This is a genomic window from Rouxiella sp. Mn2063 (assembly GCF_049319665.1).
Classification (GTDB): Bacteria; Pseudomonadota; Gammaproteobacteria; order Enterobacterales; family Enterobacteriaceae; genus JBMOUD01.
Map to the genome: position 1 here is coordinate 167,534 of NZ_JBMOUD010000008.1, position 21,854 is coordinate 189,387.

20 protein-coding genes and 2 pseudogenes are annotated in these 21,854 nt (G+C 43.5%); 15 read left to right on the forward strand and 7 right to left on the reverse strand.

The genetic code is table 11. The annotated features are described in order from the left end of the window. The first annotated feature begins 11 nt into the window (after positions 1 to 11). Positions 12 to 1,184, forward strand: coding sequence for a DUF3800 domain-containing protein (locus tag ACL9RG_RS13675; protein WP_422793166.1), 1,173 nt, complete (start codon positions 12 to 14; stop codon positions 1,182 to 1,184). Between the two features lie 320 nt (positions 1,185 to 1,504). On the opposite strand, the gene ACL9RG_RS13680 is transcribed toward ACL9RG_RS13675, so the two are convergent. Then, entirely contained in the window at positions 1,505 to 2,413 is a 909-nt protein-coding gene (locus ACL9RG_RS13680; protein ID WP_422793167.1) for an IS481 family transposase, read from the reverse strand. 282 nt (positions 2,414 to 2,695) lie between these two features. Between ACL9RG_RS13680 and ACL9RG_RS13685 the strand changes: the two genes are divergently transcribed. Beyond that, positions 2,696 to 2,815, forward strand: coding sequence for a DUF1493 family protein (locus ACL9RG_RS13685; RefSeq protein ID WP_422793239.1), 120 nt, complete (start codon positions 2,696 to 2,698; stop codon positions 2,813 to 2,815). Between the two features lie 631 nt (positions 2,816 to 3,446). Here the strand turns inward: ACL9RG_RS13685 and ACL9RG_RS13690 are convergent. Continuing rightward, positions 3,447 to 3,704, reverse strand: coding sequence for a helix-turn-helix domain-containing protein (locus tag ACL9RG_RS13690; RefSeq protein WP_422793168.1), 258 nt, complete (start codon positions 3,702 to 3,704; stop codon positions 3,447 to 3,449). 136 nt (positions 3,705 to 3,840) lie between these two features. Here ACL9RG_RS13690 and ACL9RG_RS13695 point away from each other — a divergent pair, with 136 nt between their 5' ends. Further along, entirely contained in the window at positions 3,841 to 4,275 is a 435-nt protein-coding gene (locus tag ACL9RG_RS13695; RefSeq protein ID WP_422793169.1) for a hypothetical protein, read from the forward strand. Positions 4,276 to 4,419: 144 nt separating this feature from the next. On the opposite strand, the pseudogene ACL9RG_RS13700 reads toward ACL9RG_RS13695, so the two are convergent. Next, positions 4,420 to 4,728, reverse strand: a pseudogene (locus ACL9RG_RS13700) (SDR family oxidoreductase); the annotation flags it as partial. A 14-nt stretch (positions 4,729 to 4,742) separates the two neighbouring features. Between ACL9RG_RS13700 and ACL9RG_RS13705 the strand changes: the two are divergent. The 4 genes and pseudogenes from ACL9RG_RS13705 to ACL9RG_RS13720 all read left to right on the forward strand — a co-directional run. After that, positions 4,743 to 4,865 (forward strand): annotated as a pseudogene (locus tag ACL9RG_RS13705) (hypothetical protein); the annotation flags it as partial. A gap of 313 nt (positions 4,866 to 5,178) precedes the next feature. After that, a complete protein-coding gene (locus tag ACL9RG_RS13710) occupies positions 5,179 to 6,543 on the forward strand; it encodes a DNA cytosine methyltransferase (protein ID WP_422793170.1) in 1,365 nt (454 codons plus the stop codon). Next, the gene (locus ACL9RG_RS13715; protein ID WP_422793171.1) at positions 6,543 to 7,520 is read left to right on the forward strand and encodes a DUF4928 family protein; all 978 of its coding nucleotides are present in this window, start codon (positions 6,543 to 6,545) and stop codon (positions 7,518 to 7,520) included. The genes ACL9RG_RS13710 and ACL9RG_RS13715 overlap by 1 nt, the downstream gene beginning before the upstream one ends. A gap of 691 nt (positions 7,521 to 8,211) precedes the next feature. Then, positions 8,212 to 10,182, forward strand: coding sequence for an acyltransferase family protein (locus ACL9RG_RS13720; protein WP_422793172.1), 1,971 nt, complete (start codon positions 8,212 to 8,214; stop codon positions 10,180 to 10,182). Positions 10,183 to 10,500: 318 nt separating this feature from the next. Here the strand turns inward: ACL9RG_RS13720 and ACL9RG_RS13725 are convergent, their stop codons facing one another. Continuing rightward, the gene (locus ACL9RG_RS13725; protein ID WP_422793240.1) at positions 10,501 to 11,247 is read right to left on the reverse strand and encodes an SDR family oxidoreductase; all 747 of its coding nucleotides are present in this window, start codon (positions 11,245 to 11,247) and stop codon (positions 10,501 to 10,503) included. 140 nt (positions 11,248 to 11,387) lie between these two features. Here ACL9RG_RS13725 and ACL9RG_RS13730 point away from each other — a divergent pair, with 140 nt between their 5' ends. The 3 genes from ACL9RG_RS13730 to ACL9RG_RS13740 all read left to right on the forward strand — a co-directional run bounded on the left by ACL9RG_RS13730 (position 11,388) and on the right by ACL9RG_RS13740 (position 13,130). Then, positions 11,388 to 12,365: a LysR family transcriptional regulator gene (locus tag ACL9RG_RS13730; RefSeq protein WP_422793173.1), complete on the forward strand. Its 978-nt coding sequence runs from the start codon at positions 11,388 to 11,390 to the stop codon at positions 12,363 to 12,365. A 165-nt stretch (positions 12,366 to 12,530) separates the two neighbouring features. Beyond that, complete coding sequence (locus ACL9RG_RS13735; protein ID WP_422793241.1) at positions 12,531 to 12,683, forward strand: ash family protein; 153 nt, start codon at positions 12,531 to 12,533, stop codon at positions 12,681 to 12,683. 51 nt (positions 12,684 to 12,734) lie between these two features. Further along, on the forward strand, positions 12,735 to 13,130 hold the full coding sequence (locus tag ACL9RG_RS13740; RefSeq protein WP_422793174.1) for a hypothetical protein: 396 nt from the start codon (positions 12,735 to 12,737) through the stop codon (positions 13,128 to 13,130). A gap of 229 nt (positions 13,131 to 13,359) precedes the next feature. Here ACL9RG_RS13740 and ACL9RG_RS13745 read toward each other — a convergent pair whose 3' ends face one another. Beyond that, positions 13,360 to 13,764, reverse strand: coding sequence for a DUF805 domain-containing protein (locus ACL9RG_RS13745; RefSeq protein WP_422793175.1), 405 nt, complete (start codon positions 13,762 to 13,764; stop codon positions 13,360 to 13,362). A 389-nt stretch (positions 13,765 to 14,153) separates the two neighbouring features. Between ACL9RG_RS13745 and ACL9RG_RS13750 the strand changes: the two genes are divergently transcribed. The 5 genes from ACL9RG_RS13750 (at position 14,154) to ACL9RG_RS13770 (ending at position 19,012) form a co-directional block, all read left to right on the forward strand. Next, the gene (locus ACL9RG_RS13750; protein WP_422793176.1) at positions 14,154 to 14,672 is read left to right on the forward strand and encodes a nuclear transport factor 2 family protein; all 519 of its coding nucleotides are present in this window, start codon (positions 14,154 to 14,156) and stop codon (positions 14,670 to 14,672) included. 78 nt (positions 14,673 to 14,750) lie between these two features. Then, a complete protein-coding gene (locus ACL9RG_RS13755; protein ID WP_422793177.1) occupies positions 14,751 to 15,653 on the forward strand; it encodes an alpha/beta hydrolase in 903 nt (300 codons plus the stop codon). Between the two features lie 179 nt (positions 15,654 to 15,832). Then, positions 15,833 to 16,741, forward strand: a complete 909-nt coding sequence (locus ACL9RG_RS13760) for a ParB/Srx family N-terminal domain-containing protein (RefSeq protein WP_422793178.1) — start codon at positions 15,833 to 15,835, stop codon at positions 16,739 to 16,741. Positions 16,742 to 17,324: 583 nt separating this feature from the next. Continuing rightward, entirely contained in the window at positions 17,325 to 17,720 is a 396-nt protein-coding gene (gene gloA, locus ACL9RG_RS13765; RefSeq protein WP_422793179.1) for a lactoylglutathione lyase, read from the forward strand. Positions 17,721 to 18,037: 317 nt separating this feature from the next. Beyond that, positions 18,038 to 19,012: an XdhC family protein gene (locus ACL9RG_RS13770; protein WP_422793180.1), complete on the forward strand. Its 975-nt coding sequence runs from the start codon at positions 18,038 to 18,040 to the stop codon at positions 19,010 to 19,012. Positions 19,013 to 19,136: 124 nt separating this feature from the next. Here ACL9RG_RS13770 and ACL9RG_RS13775 read toward each other — a convergent pair whose 3' ends face one another. Both ACL9RG_RS13775 and ACL9RG_RS13780 read right to left on the reverse strand, forming a co-directional pair. Then, entirely contained in the window at positions 19,137 to 21,383 is a 2,247-nt protein-coding gene (locus tag ACL9RG_RS13775) for a molybdopterin cofactor-binding domain-containing protein (RefSeq protein ID WP_422793181.1), read from the reverse strand. Then, complete coding sequence (locus tag ACL9RG_RS13780; RefSeq protein ID WP_422793182.1) at positions 21,364 to 21,846, reverse strand: (2Fe-2S)-binding protein; 483 nt, start codon at positions 21,844 to 21,846, stop codon at positions 21,364 to 21,366. Before ACL9RG_RS13780 ends, ACL9RG_RS13775 begins: the two co-directional genes overlap by 20 nt. Positions 21,847 to 21,854 lie beyond the last annotated feature (8 nt).

Consider the following 21,854-nt stretch of genomic DNA (forward strand, 5'->3'; position numbering starts at 1 on the left):
GAGAATAAAAAATGAAATATGGGTACGCCACGAGCAATAAAGAATATATTTTTTATTACGATGAAAGTAACAACATAAGAACTTTTACTCTGCAAGGTAATAAATATAATGTTGACAATAACCCTCAAAGTACTTACTCACCTATTTTTGTATTAGCTGGGATTGTTACAAACCAAACTAAACACAATATTTCAGCACAAGAAGTAAGAACATTACTTAATATCCAGAGCAATGTTAAAGAAATAAAACTAAAACATGTCGGAACAGGTAGCTTTCCTGAATTGATGAATAATAAAAATATTCATGTGTTTCTAACATGGTTGCTTGAGAGCAATTTCTTTATTCATTATTACGCAACAAATACGGTCTACTGGTCTTTCCTTGATATCATCGAAGACCTTGCACACTATTTATTCGACGACAAAAACAGTTTTTTATTCAAAAAAGCATTTCATAACAATACTTTTCTTAGATCACAACTCGATTTTTACAAAAATGCCCTATATATACTTATCAAAAAAGACAAAACTGGTTTTTTAAAATTGATGAATTATTTTAATTATCCTGAAATAAATAATAATGATGCTAATAAATTTTACAAATCCCTTCACAAATTTTGTAGAAGTCACACAAATAGTTACCTTAGCTACAAGCATAAGAATCCAAACCACATTGAGAAATCATTGCTAGAACTAACAAGGCTCCTGTCCATCTGTAAAGACATTGATAATGCCGAATTAACATTCAATGATAAAGACCTTCTTATAGATTCATTTTCTCATTTCTATCTTAATCGATTAAATGGATTTAGAAACTCCCAGCACTTACTTGATGAAGAAGACGTAGTTGAACCGCATCTGGTAATTTCAACAAAAAATGAATTTATCGGTGACGAAAAAAATCAATATTATGGGCTGAATTTCAAATTCATAAAATCGGAAAATAATATTGAAATTCAAATTTCTGACATTGTTGCTGGTATAATTCGCTCTCTATACACATTTATTGAGCAGATTGAATTTTCCGAAATGGATAGCTTTATTGAAAACTCCACTGAATTGCAAAAGGATAATATAAAAAAACTAAGCATGTTAATTTCTAAATCTGTAAATGAATGTGAAGGCTTTATCTTTAGAACCCAACCACAGATGGATGAATCAAAAATGTATAAGCTATTATCATGATGGTTTAACATGCTAATAAAGCAAGGGCTAACTCATCGAAGCTCCGCTTCTTTGAGTTCCCTTGTTTTTCGCCCTTCGGTTGAAAAAAAAAGTCAAAGTCGAACCTAACTCATTGACATGAATTCTATTTATACTACAAATATATAATGTGGTGCAAAGGAATTGCTCACTTTAAAGTAAATACACACATGAAAAGGAGTTTATATGAGTGAAATAATAAAATTGTCGTATGCAAATAATTTTAAACCTATTAGCGATAATAAATCTCAATCATTGCGAATACACTGTGTGTCACTCAGGACCTCGGTTGACATTTGATCTTAAATGCCCAGTTTAGTTTTTAACACTTCATAAGGTGTTTTTCCACCATGTGCTGAATGGGGGCGATGACAGTTATAAAATACCTCCCACTCTGCCAATTTTTCATGGAGGTCGACATCATCCGTATAATCGATAAGCTGATAAAATTCTTGTTTGTCGGTCAGATGAGAGCGTTCTACTTTTCCATTTAATCTCGGTGTAGCTGGTTTGATATAAACATGCTCCATACCTAACTCATGCACATACCAGTTAAATTTAGCCTGAAATTCATGGCCATTGTCTGTCCTGATGGTTTTTATTCGGAAAGGAAACTTATCCACAACATAATTAATAAAATCAATCGCATTGGCTTGATTATGCCGCTCATAAATTTTTAAGGCGCGTATCCGAGTAGCATCATCAATTGCGGTATATTGAAAACGTTTAATCCGTTGACCATCAGGGTTATTAAAAAACAAGAATTTAACATCAACCTGCACATGATGGCCAGGAACCTGTTTCTCATAGCGCTTGAACAACGGCTTAGAGCGTTGTCGCTGATTTTGTGGAAGTTGATTTAGTCTATTTCGAAGAAGGACGTAATAACAGCCAGAGCGAGATACCTTGATATTATGAAATCGTAACAAGTACCACGATATTCTCTGAGGCCAAAAATGATAGGTTGTACGCAAGTAAATTATTTGCTCTTCAATGTGCTTTGCCACACGTCGAGTAGGATTTTCTGGGCAAGGCTTATGATTGATTAACCCTTGTTCTCCATAGCACTCATAGGCTTTTTTCCATGTGTAATAGATCTGTCTGCTAATACTGAAATGTCGACAGGTTTTTGCGACATTTCTGGCATTATTTGCATAGTTCAAGACTTTTGTTTTGAGTGTTATATCTCGCTTCGCTTTAGCATCCATCATATCTAGACCTCCGGCTATAGTTAGGAAACACTAACTGTCCACCGAGGTCCAGACTTTCATAATGGTGAGTTAACGAAAACAGAGATCTTCGCTATCAAAAAAAATTAAAGAGCTTCGATCATGTTTTACAGCTTCTGAGCCGTTCTTAAGATAGTTTTTTCGTATGAAGGGAATACAAGGTAAGAGCTTCGCTGGTGTGGTCCAATATGCATTGAAACCGGGAGCACACCACAAAAGTGATCCAATAGTAGTCGGGGGCAATATGCTTATGCTGATGAAAATATCCCTTTTCTTCCTAACGCCATTCTGCCCAAATATCTGCAAACCGACCATCATCAGCCAAAGCCATTGACAGTCGAGATGCTGATTAAATCGGCCGAGGTAGGTCGGTGGATTGATTAATCATATATGGCAGGATCTCTATCGTTGATAGTCCCCCCAAATTATTCGGCGAATAAAAGCTAATAATTCTGCATAAAAATAAAAAATATCAATTTGACTTACTACCCATCGTCGAACATTCTTAGTGAGCTATACCGAGGTAATACATACCTATATTGGTGTAGCAGGGAATTGTTTAGTAGTTTTATGTATATAAAAGGACTAGAAGATGACCGATAGACGACCAATTAACAAAGACGTAAATGTTCCCAAGCCTGGCGGCGGAGAACAGCCAAGATCCAGAAATGAAGATGGGCGTGAGCGTAAAAAACGTGATGACGCTGGCAAACCTAGAGATAATAAATAGTTATTTTATTTATATAGGTTAATAACAACGCCCTATGTTTAGCATCGGGCGTTTTATATTTCACAGTTCACAAAAATAATTTTCTCATGAAAAAAAAGGGATTGAGGCAATGAAAACAGTGCAGGAAGCAAAAAAACAAGCTAAAGATGAAACGATTTTATTAAAACTTGAAATTGGAGATCAGCAACAATTTGCCGCGTCGTTATGACAAGATTCAGCAACACCACCTGCCCTGCTCCACGCTATGGCAAAACGCAAACATCAGGGAAAACAGTAAATCCCCTCTCACTCCCCATCCTCCCCTTTAAACAACGCCAATAATTTCTCCGCAAACTGATCATCAAGCGTATAAAAATAGCCTTCGGGGATGTTAAGCACTTTGGCAAAGGCGCACATCATTTCAAATGTCGGTCGGTGAACGCCGGATTCGTATTGAGATACCCGCGAACGAGCAGTTGATTCTTCAATGCCCGCCAAAACGCCGAGTTTTTCTTGGCTTAGTTTTGCGGCAAGACGAGCCGTTTTAAGACGTTTAGGGACCATAGACAAATCATCAATAAATCATATTGACGTCATGTTTAGCATCCCTTAACATCATTGTTGTTTAGACTTACTAAACATTGTAGATAATTCATTCCCAATGCATCGCGCATGGAAAGCAAATAATTGAGGAAGGAACATGTACACAATTAATAACGGCAACCATCCGGAGGAAACTTTCACCGGACGATATAACCAACTTTCCCCCCAATCACCACCCGACTCCTGGTCGCTGTGTAATAGTTGTCGCTTATTGGCACACGCGCTGATCGGCCCGCAGAATAATCATGCGCAACATACGCTGTGCCTGATGATGGAAACCCATTTGAAAGCCTTGCAAGCTACGCTGAATTTACCCATCCCCGAGTATCATCAATCCGCCACTCTGCCCGCTAACGATGGCTTATTTGACGATGTTGAACTTGAACCCGCTGAACTTTGCGATCAGTGCTTCGCGCTCAATTACACGCTGCTGATGCTGAGTGATAAATGGGTGAAGGAAGTGATCGCCTTTGTGCTGTGGGAACGGTTGGAAATGTTGCGCCGATCGCTCTATGCAAGTGATGAAGAATAAGGGGATAAATTACCAAATACCCCAGCCAAAAAAAGCCGCAAATCACAAGATTTGCAGCTTTAAACGCCATGAGCGAATACCACTAATTACAATGCGAGCAGTAAATTCCCCAAATTACCCCGCATTAAATCTAATCCTGCCTCTTTAAGGAATCTGCTTGGTCGGCCGGAACAATATCTCGTTCACATCCATATCATCAGGCTGACCGAAGGCGATGGCTCGGGCGAAAGAGTCGGCCGGGATAGCGTTGGCCTGATAGAACCCCAACATGCCTTGCGCCACATCCTGCTCGGTGATGCTGCTTGGCAGTTCAGTATCGACGGTACCCGGTGAAACGATTGTGGTACGGATATTCCAGGGTTTGACCTCTTGTCGCAGACCTTCTGACAAGGCGCGTACCGCATGTTTGGTTGCCGAGTAAACGGTGCCGTTTGCCATAATCTTGTGACCAGCAACCGAGGATACTTATGATGGAACAGTCACTTACCCCACTGATTACTGTACTCCCACTGACCGTACAACGCATGGTAAAACGCGCTTTAACGCTGCTTGACCGACACCTGCGAGAAACAGGCGTAACATTCACGGCGTGCTGGCGGTATACGCAGAACATCGTTAGAACTGTAGCGGGAATCATGTCCTACTTGGAAGCTCGTCTGGTACAGGTGAGTAACCACACAACTCAATCTTGCGAGTCATCTTCCTGATTCACCTTTCTGAACTTTCCTTCTCTTTAATTTATCGCATACTGCGCCTGCTGGGAGTGGTAGGCGATTTTGTTTTTGCTACGTTAGTCGAAAACGTAGTCATTAGTTGAGAGCGTCATTTCAAATTGACAGATTCTCTCAGTTCGATATGCTTTAGGAAAGGAGCCAAAATTTGGCGCCAAGTTTAGGGTATTTTATGAGCACCTCAACAAACTATCGTACCAGTCTCCGACTTACAAACGAGCAATACAACGAAATATCTCGTTTATGCCAACTTGATGGTGGAAAGATCAAGATGAGTGCATGGATTACTGAGGCCATTAACGAAAAGATTCAACGTGATATGGAAAACGCGAGAACTATTCCAGACCAGATGGATCGATCCGGCCCCTCTTTTTACGAGTTTTTTGCCGGAGGTGGCATGGCTCGGGCTGGTTTAGGTGAACATTGGAATTGCCTCTTTGCTAATGATTTTAGCCCAATGAAGGGACATGCTTACAGGAACAACTGGCATGGTGGATTAGATTTATTAGTTGAAGATATAAATAAGATTACCAGCAAACAACTTCCCGACCAGGCTGACCTGGTATGGGCTTCTTTCCCTTGCCAGGACCTCTCTCTCGCAGGCGGATATAAAGGCATTGGTAGCGAGGATGATGTGACTCAAACCCGTTCAGGGACATTCTGGCCTTTCTGGCAACTCATGCGAAGTCTTATGACAGAAAATCGAGCACCTCAAATAATTGTGCTTGAAAATGTCTATGGTGTTTTGACGTCAAATAAGGGAAAGGATTTCGCCTCAATAGGTACTGTTTTATCTGATGCTGGTTATCGCTTTGGCGCGATGATGATTGATGCTGTCCATTTCGTACCCCAGTCACGCCCTCGAGTTTTCATTGTGGCCATCCATCCGACAGTAGAATTACCACAACAACTAATATCTCAAACACCAGTCACTCCATGGCACCCAGAACGGATGATTACTGCTTTCAACGGACTATCAGAGAAAGCTCAGGAATTATGGTTATGGTGGAATTTACCCCTACCTGATAAGCGGTTAATCACATTTACTGACATAATCGATGAAGAGCCTGTCGGGGTAAAATGGGACTCTCCTGAGAAAACCAAGCTATTACTGTCAATGATGACTGTAGCAAATCTCAGCAAAGTCAAAGCTGCTATGAAGTCAGAGCAGCTTGTAGTTGGCGGTCTTTATAAGCGTACACGCAAAGATGATAACGGTATAAAAGCGCAACGAGCAGAAGTACGATTTGATGGTATTGCCGGATGTTTACGTACACCTGCGGGCGGTTCTAGCCGCCAGAGCATCTTGGTCGTAGAGGGGGATCAGATTCGTTCACGTCTCCTCTCCCCGAGAGAGGCGGCTCGCTTAATGGGGTTACCTGATACCTACAAACTCCCGGATAACTATAACGATGCTTATCATATTGCAGGTGATGGCGTTGTTGTACCTGTTGTTAGACATCTTTCCAGATTCATCTTTGAAGCTATCCTTTCAGAATCGTACAATACTGTATTGAATCAGAAAAAGGTTGCGTAATGAATTCAACATCTGCAATTGACACAGTACTGGAAGCATTTTCTGTAAGTAACTCGGTAAATGGGAATAAGGGACCCATTGCAGCTCTGTTAGTTATTAACCGACATGCACTTGAGAAGCAAAGGGGCGAAATCCTGGAATGGCCTTTAAATAGTGATGATTGGAAGACTGGTAAACAAGGCCAGGTAAAAGGGTTAGGGGGTCCGGCAACGCAAAAAGTGTTGGCTGATCATGGAATTGAAAGAATATTAGCCAGCGAAGGCGGTCGTACTAGTCGTGGTAGTATGCAACTCATGCTGGGATACATTGAGTTGTTAAATAATTATTACCAAATCAACGGTTCTATAGATCTATTTCGGTGTGAATGCTTCTGGATTAATAAGGCCAAAGAGTATTTTGAAAGACGCCCATTTGTTTTAAGCATCGATCCCCAATGGGGAGTTCGTCGAGCTATTCGCCATTTGCTGACTCAAGCGCAAAATAGACAAAATGAAGGTACTGGTACCAGATTTGTAGGTACACTGATGCAGCATATGGTTGGAGCCAAATTGGATGTACTCCTTGGAGAAGGGAAAGTTACCCATCATCATTCGAATCAGAACGATTCAGGCTCCAGTCGCAGTGGTGATTTTGACTATGAAGACATGGTGTTACATGTTACCAACCTACCAACAGAAGCATTGCTGAGCAAGTGTATCGCAAACCTGGAAGGGGGTTATAAGCCACTCGTAATTACGTCGTCTAAGGGTGCATTTGTATTAGAAACATTACTCGAGAATGTTTCTAATGGCGTATACGATGGTCGTGTTGATATCCTGGAGTTTGAACAGTTTATAGCATCAAACGTCATTGAACTTGGAAGGTTTAATGCCGCTGGTCGTAAAGCCTCGCTCAGTAAAATTATTGAGGCTTACAACCGTATCATTGAAACAGTGGAATATGACCTCAGCATGAAGATCGAGTTAGGGGAAAAGTAACCCTCTATCCTGACAGAACCTTAACACTCGGAGCCAATTTTCATATGGCTCCGCTCCCCCATATACATGATAATTTCTTTTAGGCCCCTCTATAGGCCCCTTCGCAAAGTTGAATTGAGGAGAAGGCAATAAAAAACAAAGGATTACATAACCAATTCAGACTCCGCCAGCCCAATTTAGATAGGACAGTAGCGGGACAAGCACATAAAAACCAGTAACTTATGTGCGGAGTTAGGACCAAGCTCTGACACCATCTAGACAGAAAAGGATACGTAAAAGATACGCGGCTCCTTCTGTTAAAAGAACCTCTGCCACCAGCGGAGGTTTTTTTCGCCTGCTAATTCTTTCGCTTCCTATCCGACAGCATTCCCATTCTTCAAATAAATTTTTTAAAATCAATCAATTATGATTTTCTTTGATATTTTATTTAAATTTTCTTTTTAATCAAATGGTTACGAATTGCTTTGGGGACGTGGGTTTTATTCACTTTGCGAGACATCATACAAAAATAAAAAGAGCAGCTCTGTACAATCAGTGAGCGCGACATCTCTTCAAGCGCTCTAATAAGTGTTATACTTCGGGTCTATTGAAATTATGGGCTTCGATTTCGCATGTCACGATTAATAAAAGTGATTGAATGAGAAAGTATTAAGCTTCGTAAGAGCGATTTTTAATAACACATGGATTTAAAATGCATTATCGTTCAGACATTGATGGACTAAGGGCAATCGCAGTACTTTTTGTTTTGATGTTCCACGCCGGATTAGGTATCTTTCCTTCTGGTTTTATTGGTGTTGATATATTTTTCGTTATTTCTGGTTTTTTAATAACATCAATAATAAATAACTCATTAAATAAAAACACATTTTCATTATCTGATTTTTATGTTCGACGTTTATGGAGATTGCAACCCGCATTAATCTCCGTTGTCATTTTCACTCTGATATTATCAGTAATATTTTACCTACCAAATGACTTCATTGATTACATTAAGAGTGCAAAATACACAACACTATTAATATCAAACCAGTATTTTGAACGCTCTACGACCGGATATGCTGCCCCAGACGCGGCATATTTGCTTCTATTACATACCTGGTCACTATCTATCGAATGGCAATGGTATTTATTTTTGCCAATGGGACTCTTTTTACTAAATCGCTATTTATCAGAAAAAAATATAAAAATAGTAACTGTATCCCTCACCTTTTTCATGCTAGGAATATCACTATACCTATCTGATAAATACCCAAATAAAAGTTATTATTTTCTCAGCTCTCGTATTTTTGAATTTTTGATCGGCGGTAGCCTTGTATTGCTTGGATACACAAAATTAAAATTCAAAAAAAATATTTCCTCTGTGTTAGGTCTACTGTCTCTTGCGGCAATATTTTATTGTGCAACAAGAGAAAATATTGTCCTAGGCTATCCTGATTATCACGCTGTAATTGTCTCTGTCGCTACGGCATTATTAATACTAACAGGTAGTTCAGACAAGGGACTTGTATCACGTATACTGTCTCTGTCACCATTGGTTTTTATTGGTTCTATTTCTTATTCTTTATATTTATGGCATTGGCCTATCTTCGCACTTGCCAGATATATAGGGTTTACTGAAAATACAACCTTTATACTTACATGCTTCACCCTAACTTTTGCTCTCGCATATATCTCATATGTTTTCATCGAAAAACCATGTAGAAAAAAACGTTGGTCATTAAAAAAATCATTTATCGTACTTATATTAACCCCTGCAGTATTATTCTTAGCATTATATCCTATCAGTGATAAATATATAGGATTTGAAAGTCGATTTGGCTCTGAGTATGCGCACATTGAATCTTCTCTAAGAGAATTTTCATCATCTGAGCGACCATTATGTATTGATGGAAATAATAATGATGGTAGTAATACTAATTGCATTATAGGAGTGCATAACTCAAGCAAAAAAGCATTTTTAATCGGTGATTCTCACTCCAACCATTTCTGGGGATTTATTGATACCTTGGCAAAAAATGCAGATATGTCAGTTTTAGCCCAAGGCACATCTTCATGTTTAACTCTACCAGGGATCTACCAATTTGATTGGTGGTACTTTAAGAATAGAGTATACCAAGAGTGTCATGACAATACTGAAAAATACTATGATCATATTAGAAATGGAAATTTTGACTATGTCATAATAGGCGAAGTGTGGGATGCATATTCTGGCGATCATATTATTAATAATGAAAATGACAAACGTTCAATTGAATTATCAAGAGAAAGAATTAAAATTTCGATAAGAAAAGCATTAGATATAATCGTAAAGTCGGGTGCAAAACCTGTTATTATAAAAACTATCTACCCAATGCCTGAGAATTATATGACCTGTTTTCAGCGACGTATAAAATTAAGAGAGCAATACAGTGGTGACTCTTGCAACGCTGCATTATGGCATGGGGATAGTAATGAGTGGTTTACTACGTTATTTAATACATTAAAAAATGAATACCCAACGTTGATCATCATTGATCCCAAAGACGTACAATGTTCAAAGGATTCGTGTAAAACAGACATTAATGGTGTCCCTGTCTATCGCGATATAGGACATATGACTGATTATGCCTCTTACAAATTTGGGCAGGAATATCTCGAAAAATTCAAAAACCCTTTTAAATAAATTACAACCGGCCACATAAGGCCGGTTTTTTTTCACGCTTAACTACAGCAATCCGTTAGTTTGGAAAATAGGTTACATATTATTTAGTTTATAAATATCTTCCACTGAAAAGCATCTTAATGAAGTCCAATCAGGTATAAACTCAACTCATCTATCACAGACTGTCCCAGTCAGGCAGCTTATTTACTCTCTTTCTTTTCAGCCTATAAATAGGCCCAACAAAAACGGCTATTGTTTTCATTGGGCCAATAAATACAAAGGCTAGCTATAACAGTAAAGACCAACCAATAAATCTTTAATAAATATACCTCCTCCCCTTTAAGGAATCTGCTTGGTCGGTCGGAACAATATCTCGTTTACATCCATATCATCGGGCTGACCGATGGCGAAGGCGATGGCTCGGGCGAAAGAGTCGGCCGGGATAGCGTTGGCCTGATAGAACCCCAACATGCCTTGCGCCACGTCCTGCTCGGTGATGCTGCTTGGCAGTTCAGTATCGACGGCACCCGGTGAAACGATCGTGGTGCGGATATTCCAAGGTTTGACCTCTTGTCGCAGACCTTCTGACAAGGCGCGTACCGCATGTTTGGTTGCCGAGTAAACGGCGCCGTTTGCCATAATCTTGTGACCGGCAACCGAGGATACATTGATGAAATGTCCAGCCTTCTGGCGCTGCATGTGCGGCAGAGCGGCGGCGATGCCATAGAGTACGCCCTTCAGATTGACATCAATTGTGCGATCCCAATCCTCAACCTTCAGTCGTTCAAGCGCCGAAATCGGCATAAGCCCGGCGTTGTTGACCATGACATCGATTCGCCCGAATGTTTGCACCGCACTATCAACCAGATGTTTTACCGCATCGAGCACGGTAACGTCTGTGGCAACGGCGAGTGCCTGATGTCCTGCGTTATTTAACTCATCGGCCAGCTGTTGCAAGCGCTCGATACGTCGCGCACCGAGTACCACGCGTGCGCCCTGCTCACTCAGCAGGCGCGCCGCCGCCAGCCCGAGGCCGCTGCTCGCCCCGGTAATAACGATGACTTTATCTTTGATGTTGTCGTTGATGTTGTTATTCACAATACGCTCCTCATAATGATGTCAGAGCCGATGTTAGGTAAAAGATTATCAATCCACTAGTAGGCTAAATATTGACTCAGTAACAAGGTGAGATTGATACTGACGGCGAATATTTAAGAGGAATATCTATGCCTATTAGCGATCTTCGTGCTATCGAAACCTTCATCAACGCTATCGAACTCGGCAGTATTCGTCGTGCGGCTGCCGCCCAAGGCGTCAGCCCGCAGGCCGCCAGCCAGTCGCTTGCCGCGCTTGAAGCACATCTGGGCGTGCGCCTATTGCACCGAACGACGCGCAGCCTGGCACTAACCACCGAAGGACAACAGTTCCTCGAAGCGGCCCAACCGGCATTAGCGGCACTGACACGCGCTGGAGATCGAGTGCGTAATGTTAAAGATGCTATTGCCGGACCGCTGCGGATTGTCGCCCCGAAGTACTCATTTTTGCCGGTGCTGTGGCCATTACTTGATGAGTTCTGCCAGCGCCACCCGGAGGTTGAACCGGACGTCAAACTCGACGATCGTATCGGTAGCTGGGTACAAGATCGCGCCGATGTTGGCTTTCGTATTGGCCTGCCGCCGGATGACGATCTCTCGGTTCGCCGCCTGTTCGCCATGCAGCTGATCGCCTGCGCATCCCCGGCCTATATCGCCAAATACGGCGCACCAAATTCAATCGAACAATTGGCCTCACATCGGTGCAGCACCTTCCGCCACCCAGGTAGCGGCCGCGTGCTGCCTTGGCTGTTCAAAGTGGAGGGTGAAGTGGTTTCCATCAATGTGCATCCCGCCTTTGCAAGCAACGATGCACAACTTGAAACGCAGGCGGTGCTATCAGGCCATGTTATCGGCTTGCTTTCTGGGCTATCGGCAGCGGCTCCGATTCGTTCAGGAAAACTCGTGCCGCTTCTTACACAACACGCCACCGATCATATGAGCGTGCATGTTTATTACGGCAGCCGCGCCGCACAACCATCGCGGGTTCGGGCTTTTATCGACCTGACAGTAGAACGATTGGTTAATTCCACAGACTATGTGCTAGATGCGCGGGAGTTAGCGATGGCGGAAGCGAAAGGTCGTAAGAAGGCGAGCGGGAAATCTCGCTAAATACTCCCCAACATTTGGTCAATCCCTAACGAATGCGGTATATTCGCGCCGCTGCGGCAAAATCCGCAGCCGGGCGTAGGAACCCGGAAATCTACTGGCGGCACCGCTCGTTGCGCGTGCCGTCGCTTTGACTCATCCATTGCAAAGTGATTTTGTATTGTGTCAATGGTGACTCAGGCGGGGCAGCCTTCGGGCTGGTCGGTATCCAGTAGAACCGATATTCCTACCCCCGCCTGGGTTGCCACCCAAGAGCGTAGGAACTCCGGTGGTAACGTTGTACGTAAACTACTGGAGGCTGCCAGATGGCTACGACTCTAAACATAATCCACTCTATTTTCTGCATCCACCTCGCCTTTAACGAGGTGGACCATGGATAAAAAACAACTTATCCCCCAATCACCACCAGACTCTTGGTCGCTGTGCGATAGTTGTCGCTTATTAGCACACGCACTGATCGGCCCGCAGAATCATCATGCGCAACATACGCTGTGCCTGATGATGGAAACTCATTTGAAAGCCTTGCAAGCCGCGCTGAATTTACCAATCCCTGAGTATCATCAATCCGCTACACTGCCAGCCAACGATGGCCTGTTTGATGATGTGGAACTTGAGCCGGCTGAACTTTGCGATCAGTGCTTCGCGCTCAATTATGCGCTGCTGATGCTTAGTGATAAATGGGTGAAGGAAGTGATCGCCTTTGTGCTGTGGGAACGTCTGGAAATGCTGCGCAGGTCGCTCTATGTGAACGATGAAGTACAAGCGTAATAGGATTGGCTGTCTTAATGAATTAGCTGTTTCAGGCTACTGAAAAGCCGGTTATTAGGGAAAGTAAACCGTTGGGGTCGTAGCGAGCTCGCCGGAGCGCCCCTAGGATTACTAATCCCGCGTATCTCGATATAAAAGACAACGTTGTTACAATCTGAAGCCGCTCATTGCGGCTTCTTTATATTCTTTAATACACTGTCATTCCGATAACGCCGAGGCTCTATAGCGCTTAACTCGGTCTGGTCGTCAGTTGAGGATAAGGCGCGGCACCAAATCGGTTATCCGGCTTGCTGCTTTGACAGTAAAATACCAAAAGAATCAGCGAACCAATCACGGGAATAAAGTTGAGTAACAACCACCAGCCGCTACGATCGGTATCGTGGAGTCGTCTGATGCTCAGCGTAATACCCGGGATAGCGACCAGCAATGAGTACAGCACGCTAAAGGTATAAATCCCAGCCTCGTGCGCTTCTTCGGTGGAGAATCCCAGATATTTTACGGCTACCCAGCGGTCAAGGATACGCAGTAACCCGACCACGATAAGATTGATCAATAAGAAAAACCAGTAGCCCGCTCTGCGGGTTCTTCCTTGCCAATTAAAGTAATTCCTAAAAGCATCTTTATAAGCTTCCATCTCTTCCCCATCCATAATATCGGTTTATAAAAATTTTGTGGCTATCACCACCACAGAACTTAAGCACAATACTATCGCCATAAATATAGGATTTCGCCACATTTTCATGCCATAGCAATAGCGCAGTACTTACATAATAGAACATAACAATTGTCTCGTTTCATCGCTCAATATGTCACAAAAATAGAACGACAACCGTAAATTAAATCTACTATCATAAAAATAGCCAATTCAATGGGACGATAATGCAGGAACGGGTTGGATAGCATTGACGTCAAGAAACTCGTTGAATTAAGGCATAACCGTGCATAGAAATGTGAGATTGCGTCGAGCATTCATCACATTGTCATTGATGGCGTAATAGATGGATTAATACGGAAGGACTAATCATGACGGATACAAAAAAACTCATAGAAAATGCAGTTGCTACAAAAAATCCTAAAGATGTGGTGTATGCATTTCTGCTGAATACGGCCAAAGAAAACGTTGCCTATGCAGCGACTCAACTGGTCGATGAGAATGCAACCTACACCTCTTTAAATTTTGAAAATAAAGAATTAAAACAAATTGAACCCTGGGCGGGAACATCAAAAGGTCGGCAAGTTTATATCGATACCTTTTCCAATGTTGGCACCTATTGGAATGTCGATGACTTTACGATTAGCGATATATTGTCAGAAAAAGATATCGTGGCCGTATTCGGACAGTTTACCTATACATCCGTGACATTAGGCCATTCATTTACCTCACCGTTTTCAATTAAAGCCCAGGTTAGCGATGGGAAAATCGTGTATTTCCAATTTATGGAAGATACCTACGCATCAGCGGCATCATTCCGCGTTAGTGGTGAATGGATCATTCAGCACCGCAGCGGTGACGAGAATAAGTTCAAGGTCGGCATTAAGTAGACGCTCTAGTTACGCAAACCTAGGGGCAGCACTTCCGCTGCCTCTATCCCATTTTTATCGCTAACTATTGAGAATATTATGTCTGAGCCAATCGATACAACGCTCCATGCATTTGCACAGCAGATGCGTAGTGAATACCGAGCCATGATCCCGGCCGCCGGCCAGCCAGATTTGGTAAGCAACGTAGAAACATTTTTTATTGAGCTACCCTGCGGCTATAGCTTGCCAGCACGCCTCTATACTCCTACCAGAGACAGTAATCAGGAAAAACTACCCATTGTGCTTTTTGTACACGGTGGCGGTTGGGTCTCTGGCGATCTCGATACCCACGATGTTCTGGCTCGCGGTCTGGCCAATGGCGTTCATGCTGTGGTTCTCGCGATAGAATACCGGCTGGCACCGGAACATCCTGCCCCGCGTGGTATTGAAGATGTATATGGCGCGCTGCAATGGTTGGATAACAATGCAGAACAGCTTGGCGCGGATAAAAATCGTCTCGTGATCTCTGGTGACAGCGCTGGCGGCAATATTGCGGCGGTCGTAAGTATGCTGACTAAACAGCGCCAAGGTCCCAATATTCGTGCCCAGTGGTTAATGTATCCGGCAGCGAATTTTGATATCACAACCAACTCTTTTGAGCAGTACGGTCAGACTTATTTCCCGACAAAAGAGGTGATGAAACGGGTCACCGCGTGTTATGTCCCGTCGGGAATGGACGTAAACAGCCCGTTACTCTCATTATTTCACGGTGATTTACCGCAAATGCCGCCTACGCTGATTTCAGTCGGCAGTTATGATCCCCTTTCCGATGGCTGTAAAGACTATGTTCAGGCCCTACAAGATGCTGGAGTACAAGCGAAAGTTAGCGTCTTTGCAAAGCAGCAACATGGCTTTATCCAGTTTTATAAAGATACCGCTAACCACCCAGGCGGCCAGCCTGCATTAGATGAAGGCATCGCGTTCCTGCATCATTACCTCTGAAATACCGGAGAACCCGATAGCGAGTATCACAGCGGTATATCGGGGTCCCCTTCCCGTTACCCGTTAACTAATTGTGCTCGAAAGGCTATTATCTGTGCTGAAGATCTTTCCGCTACCTACAGGTTTTATTTTCAGCGCGATATACCAGCTATTTTCACAATAAGAAGGGGTATTCATAGATGAAGTATTCAGGTTTTAATGCGGCGCTAGCGCTGCTGTCGGGTGTGTTGGCGTTTAACAGCAGCATGGCTCACGCAGATTACGTTAAGCAGTTGCCCGTCTCACAGATCCATCCTACTCAGCCAGCCATTGGCTACGACGAAGTTAAACTGAAAATTGCGGAGCTTAAACAAGACCGCAAAAAGCTCTTTAATGAATTTTGTAAGAACAATGGCGCAGGGAAAGTCACCAGTTTTGATGCGAAATCTGATATTACCGTGGCGAAAAGTTTTCAGTGCGCAGATGCCTTTGGTAGCCAGCTAGCGGAAGTGAAAAGCGCCGTATTAGCACCGGATCATCAGGTGTATCTGACCGACGGGCATCATACCATTAGCGTGTTCCGTGATTTCAGCGGCGATAAAGATTTCCCATATTATGTGCGGATCACCGATGATTTCAGCAAGCTGCCAAGCATGCAGGCTTTCTGGGATACCATGCAACAGAAAAACCTGGCTTGGTTGAGCGATCCTCAAGGCAACATCGTCAAGCCAGAGGATCTGCCAAAGCAGGTGGGAATGAAGTACATGCCGAATGATGACTATCGTTCCGTGGTGTATTTCTTGCGTGGTGCTGCCTATAAAAAAATGGATGATGCGCCGCCATTCCTCGAATTCTACCTTGGCAGCTGGTTACGGACTCATGCACCGGTTAAAGGTGATGCGCTGAAAACCGAAGCCGGTTACGCCGCCTACTTGTCTGAAGCCGCGCAAGCACTCACCGCAGCCGATGGCTCGCAACACGCCACCGCGGATGCCAAATCACCGACGTTAGATCAATTGGGTAAACTCGATAGCGTAAAAAGCAAAAAACTCAAAAAATTAACTGAAGAAGATGGCAAGCTTACTCAGTTGTTCTCTGACAAAGCTTAATGCGTAATAGGTAAGGCGGTTTTCCCGCCTTACCTCTCTGTGACTTATCCGCTATTCATCTGCTCGCTAATGCGGTATTACTAGCAAATACTATACCTTTCGGTAAAAACAATAAGATAAAGGGTTTTAATTAAAATAATATCCATGCAGAAAACCGCATAAAACATGTATAACCCACCGGTTGATGTGATGAACGTAAGTACCCCCCATTCCATTTAGTAAACAAAATGATTGAAAACAATTCACTTTTTGAAAATAACCAGTTCAAGTAAGCTTCATTACATGGGTTACACACTTATTAATACCATCTTGCTTAGAAAGTAATTGAATAATTACATCACATGGATCTCTTACGATAAAACCCATGAAACACCACTAACAAATTAATCAGTTAATAAAATATCGTGGGTTATTAAAAATAACATACCTTCTATTTATAATGCGTGCTGACCCTCACACCATTTAAATCTATGACGGATATTTAAGACAATCCACATGAATTATATTTTTAAAAAAACATGAATTTCAACGCTATGAATTTTCACACCAATAGATATTAGAAAATTATGATGAGGAGTTTACCATGAGAATTTTACATACCATGTTTCGAGTTACCGATTTAGATGCCGCAATTAAATTTTATCACGATGTGCTTGGCATGAAACTATTAAGAAAATCTGTATATGAAGAAGGTCGTTTCACTTTGGCTTTTGTCGGTTATAAAGATGAACGCGAAGCCGCGGCTATCGAATTAACCCATAACTGGGATGTCGGCTCTTATGAATTAGGTGATTCATTCGGCCATGTGGCCATTGAAGTTGATGATGCGGCAGCAACCTGCGCTTTAGTTAAAAAACAGGGGTATAAAGTGACACGGGAAGCCGGGCCAATGAAACACGGAAAAACAATTATTGCGTTCATCGTCGATCCTGACGGTCATCAAATTGAGTTGATTCAAAAAGGAACTCAGTTCGATTAAATATCAACTCAACAATAGGGAATTTATGTATGAACACCACTGAATCAATCCAATCAAGAAAAACCTATAAACGCATGACCAATATCAGGTTTGATAGAGAGATTCAGTGGTGGGTAGACCCATAGCCCCAACCCATGAAGTGATGGGAAATCAGGCTTTACGCATAAAAATTAATTGCATATGCAAATATTAACCTTGCAAATTTACTTGAAATTGCAAATACTAATCTTATCAATTTAGTTGCAAGTGCAAATAAAATAGATTTTTTAATGTTCTATTTCAGCGACCTCTCATTCCTCTTTTGTGAATAACGAAAAATGAATACATCAACGCTTCCACAAAATATTCAGATCATTGAACAAGCACTAAACTGGTCTCGTCACGAGGAAATCTGGTTATGTACCGTCTTGCAGACATGGGGCTCCTCTCCTCGCAGTCCTGGTGCATTAATGGTGGCAAATGCTCGTGGTGAGTGGTGCGGTTCGCTATCGGGAGGCTGTGTTGAAGAAAGCTTTTTAAGCCAACTCAAAAATGGAGACTGGCGGGAGGCTAGTCAGGTCGTGCGCTATGGTGCAGATGGCTTGCAACCAGATATCAGTTTGCCATGTGGCGGGAAGCTGGATATTTTGATTGAATATCTCCCAGCCGGGAGTAATACCAGTGCCTATCTCGAACAGTTACACCGTGCGTTTATGGGATATCAGCCGGTTTGTAAAACCCTCGTCTTGCCTGCTGCCTGCCAACATATCTCTCCCTGCGAGCCCACCGGGCACCCCGCCGTTATATATGACGCGCCGCAAGTGACTATTTGGCATGACGCCGCGCCATGCTTATTTATCGCAGGCTATTCTAGCGTTGCCGAGTACTGCATAAGCTTTGGCTATGCACTGGGCTTTGAAGTGATTGTCTGTGAACCCCGGGAGGAGATATTTTCTAAACTTGCCCACACATTGCCAAAGCACGTCCGCCTTATCACCCGCCTTCCCGCCACCTATTTAGAAACGGAAGGATGTCATGCCAGAACCGCAATCGTCGCCCTCACACACGATGCGCGTATGGATGACTTAACACTGATGGAGGCGGTAAATACCCCGGCCTTTTATATCGGAGCAATGGGATCAAAGAATAATAGTCAGAAGCGTTTCGAACGCCTTACGCGTGTAGCCGGTCTTAGTGAAACTGAATTGGCGAGGATACATGCGCCTATTGGTCTGGATCTTGGCAGTAAAACGCCCGCCGAAATTGCCTTGTCAGTGTTAGCAGATATTGTCTCTTATAAAAATGGCCTCTAGCGGCGTAATAACCCGCGTAGCCTTACCTCTATAAATCATCGACAAAACCAAAGGCGGCCACCGAGAACAGATACACCTTATCTGCACTCAATTGATAGCCGCATAACATGATCAACTAAAGCGCTTACACTTCATTAGGGGCGGTAATATCTGCTGAAAAAGGCAAAGATTGCCATAGTTTCCCGCTGGCCTTGTGTAATGCACTCGCCAGTGCCGGCGCCAGTACCGCCGTTGCAATCTCACCAGTCCCCTGCGGCGACCGCTCACTATCAACTAATAGCACTTCTATATCAGGCATCTCTTCAAGATTGATAATGCCGTAATTATTGAAGTTACTTTGCTGTACCGCACCATATTCAAAAGTGACTTCACTGTGTAGCGCTCCGCTGAGAGCAAAACCCAATCCACCTTCGATAGTCGCACGCACCAAAGATGGGTTAATCACCTTGCCGCAATCAACACCGCAAAATATGCGGGCCACCCGCCAGCGATTACCAATCACTTCAATATCCACCACTGCCGCGACATAAGAGACAAAGACTTTATCTCTGGCGAGCCACACATTGACCGCTAAACCACGAAAATGGTTATCGGGCAAGGGTGAGTCCCACTTGGCAAGCTTGGCCGTTTCATTCATAACGCTGAGCATCTCTGGGGCGTTTTTCAACAGGCGCTGGCGATAGGCCAATTCATCTATTCCAGCTTTATAGCTAAGCTCACTAATAAAACTTTCGAGGAAAAAAAGACTGGCAACACTGCCAACACCACGTAAAAACGCCAGAGGGATATATTGATCGATGATGCTTTCTTCAACACGCAAAGCGGGAATGTCATAATCCATATCGTAAGCGCACTCGACAATGGTCTCATCCCAACCGCCATTCTTTTTGACCCTGGCCCGCTGAAGCTGCCAATGTAAACCTTGCCCCGCATACCGAGCCCACAATGCCTGCGGATACCCTTCCTCATCCAACACTGCCTGATAATGACTGCTACTGCCGGTACGATAATAGCCATGCTGAATATCTATCTCGCGTGGATAGATAACTTTTACCGGTTTCCCGGTCGCTTTAGAGGCCAAAGCCGCATGCAATGCCGCATCAGGCGTATATTTACGCCCAAAACTGCCTCCAAGAAACGTCGTGTTCACAACGACTTGCTCAGCCGTCATGCCAAACATTTTGCTGAGCAACATGCGAACAAAATCTTGCCCCTGGAAAGGTCCCCAGGCAGTTATCCGATCTTTCTCAACAAAAACGGTACCATTGCAGGGCTCCATTGTGGCGTGTACCACATAACCAGAGCGGTAACTGGCTTGGTAATATTTATTGCTATCTCGCGCCGCATTAATAATTTCTGGCGCATTGTGACGATCCGTGGCAGCCACCATTGCTCCCGATTGCAGCGCCAACTTACTTTGTTTGTTAATGCTCGCGGTTGAAAAGCTATCTTTCGTGCTGTGTTGGTATTCCACTTGCAAAAGATCGGCGGCTTTCTTTGCCTGCCAATAACTGTTTGCGACCACAATCACCGTATTCAACGGCATATCAGGGTCAAGCTTGACCATATTGAGTGTTGAAAGCTGGCACGTCAGTACCAAATCGACCACGCCGGGTAACGCCCTGATGCGGCTTTCATTAAGGATCCTGACAATTTTGCCATTGAGCGAAGGCACCATCCAAGGCACCCCCACCAACATATCAGGGACATCAACATCAATACCAAACAGCGCCTTACCATTCACCTTTGCCGGTGTATCCACACGTCGCAATGGCTGACCAATAAAGCTCTGATGCTCTTGCTCAGGCGTTTTTAAAGGTGGGTCCATCTCTAGAGGGATATCTGATGCCCAATGAATAACCTCTGAATAACTGACTTTTCGCCCAGAAAGAGTATCAATAATGAAGCTTTTTTCTGTTCGGCAATAGCTCGGCTCAACGCCCAACTCTCGGGCACCGGCGGCAAGAAAGAATGCCCTCCCCTGAGCGCCAGCCAGGCGAGTACGCTGGTAGAAATTGGTCATGGAAGTCGATGCGGCGACAAATTGTGCCTTATCCTCTCCACCGGCAACCTGTCGATAAGCATCACGGTTAGTGACAAACTGGACCTCAACCTTATCCCAATCAGCATCCATTTCCGCCGCAACGACTTCCGCCAGCCCGGTATAGATCCCCTGTCCAACTTCAGATTGTGACACACCAATCACCACCTGATTATCTGGGCCAACCCAGATCCAGTCATTTAATTCCTGATTACCTTCTGGCAATTGTGCCTGCTGTAACAGCATTGCTGATTTGAGCGTTGGTCCTAAAGGGATTAACAGTGCAAGACTGCCTGCACCTAACAAAAAATTACGCCTGGTGATGGTCATTTTCACCCTCCAACTCTTGGGCATTCTGGTGCAAACGCTTCAATGCCAGCTTGATACGGTGGTAAGTCGCACAACGGCACAGATTTGTCACCTGGCGATATAGCTGTTGTTCAGAAGGCAAAGGGCGTTGAGCTAACACCGCTGAAACCTTCATAATCATCCCTGACTGGCAGTAACCACATTGTGGTACATCTTCATCAATCCAGGCTTGCTGGACGGGATGGAAAGCACCATGTGCCAGACCTTCAATGGTGGTCACTCTTCGATTTTCTACCAATTTTAACGGGTAGCTACATGAGCGAACCGCTTTGTCATCAACATGTAAAGTACAAGCGCCACACGCCCCAATTCCGCAGCCAAATTTTGTCCCGGTTAATTTGAAATGTTCACGAATAACCCAAAGCAGCGGGGTATCAGGCTCACCATCAAAGGAAACCGGTTTGCCATTAAGTATAAAATTCATACGCTATA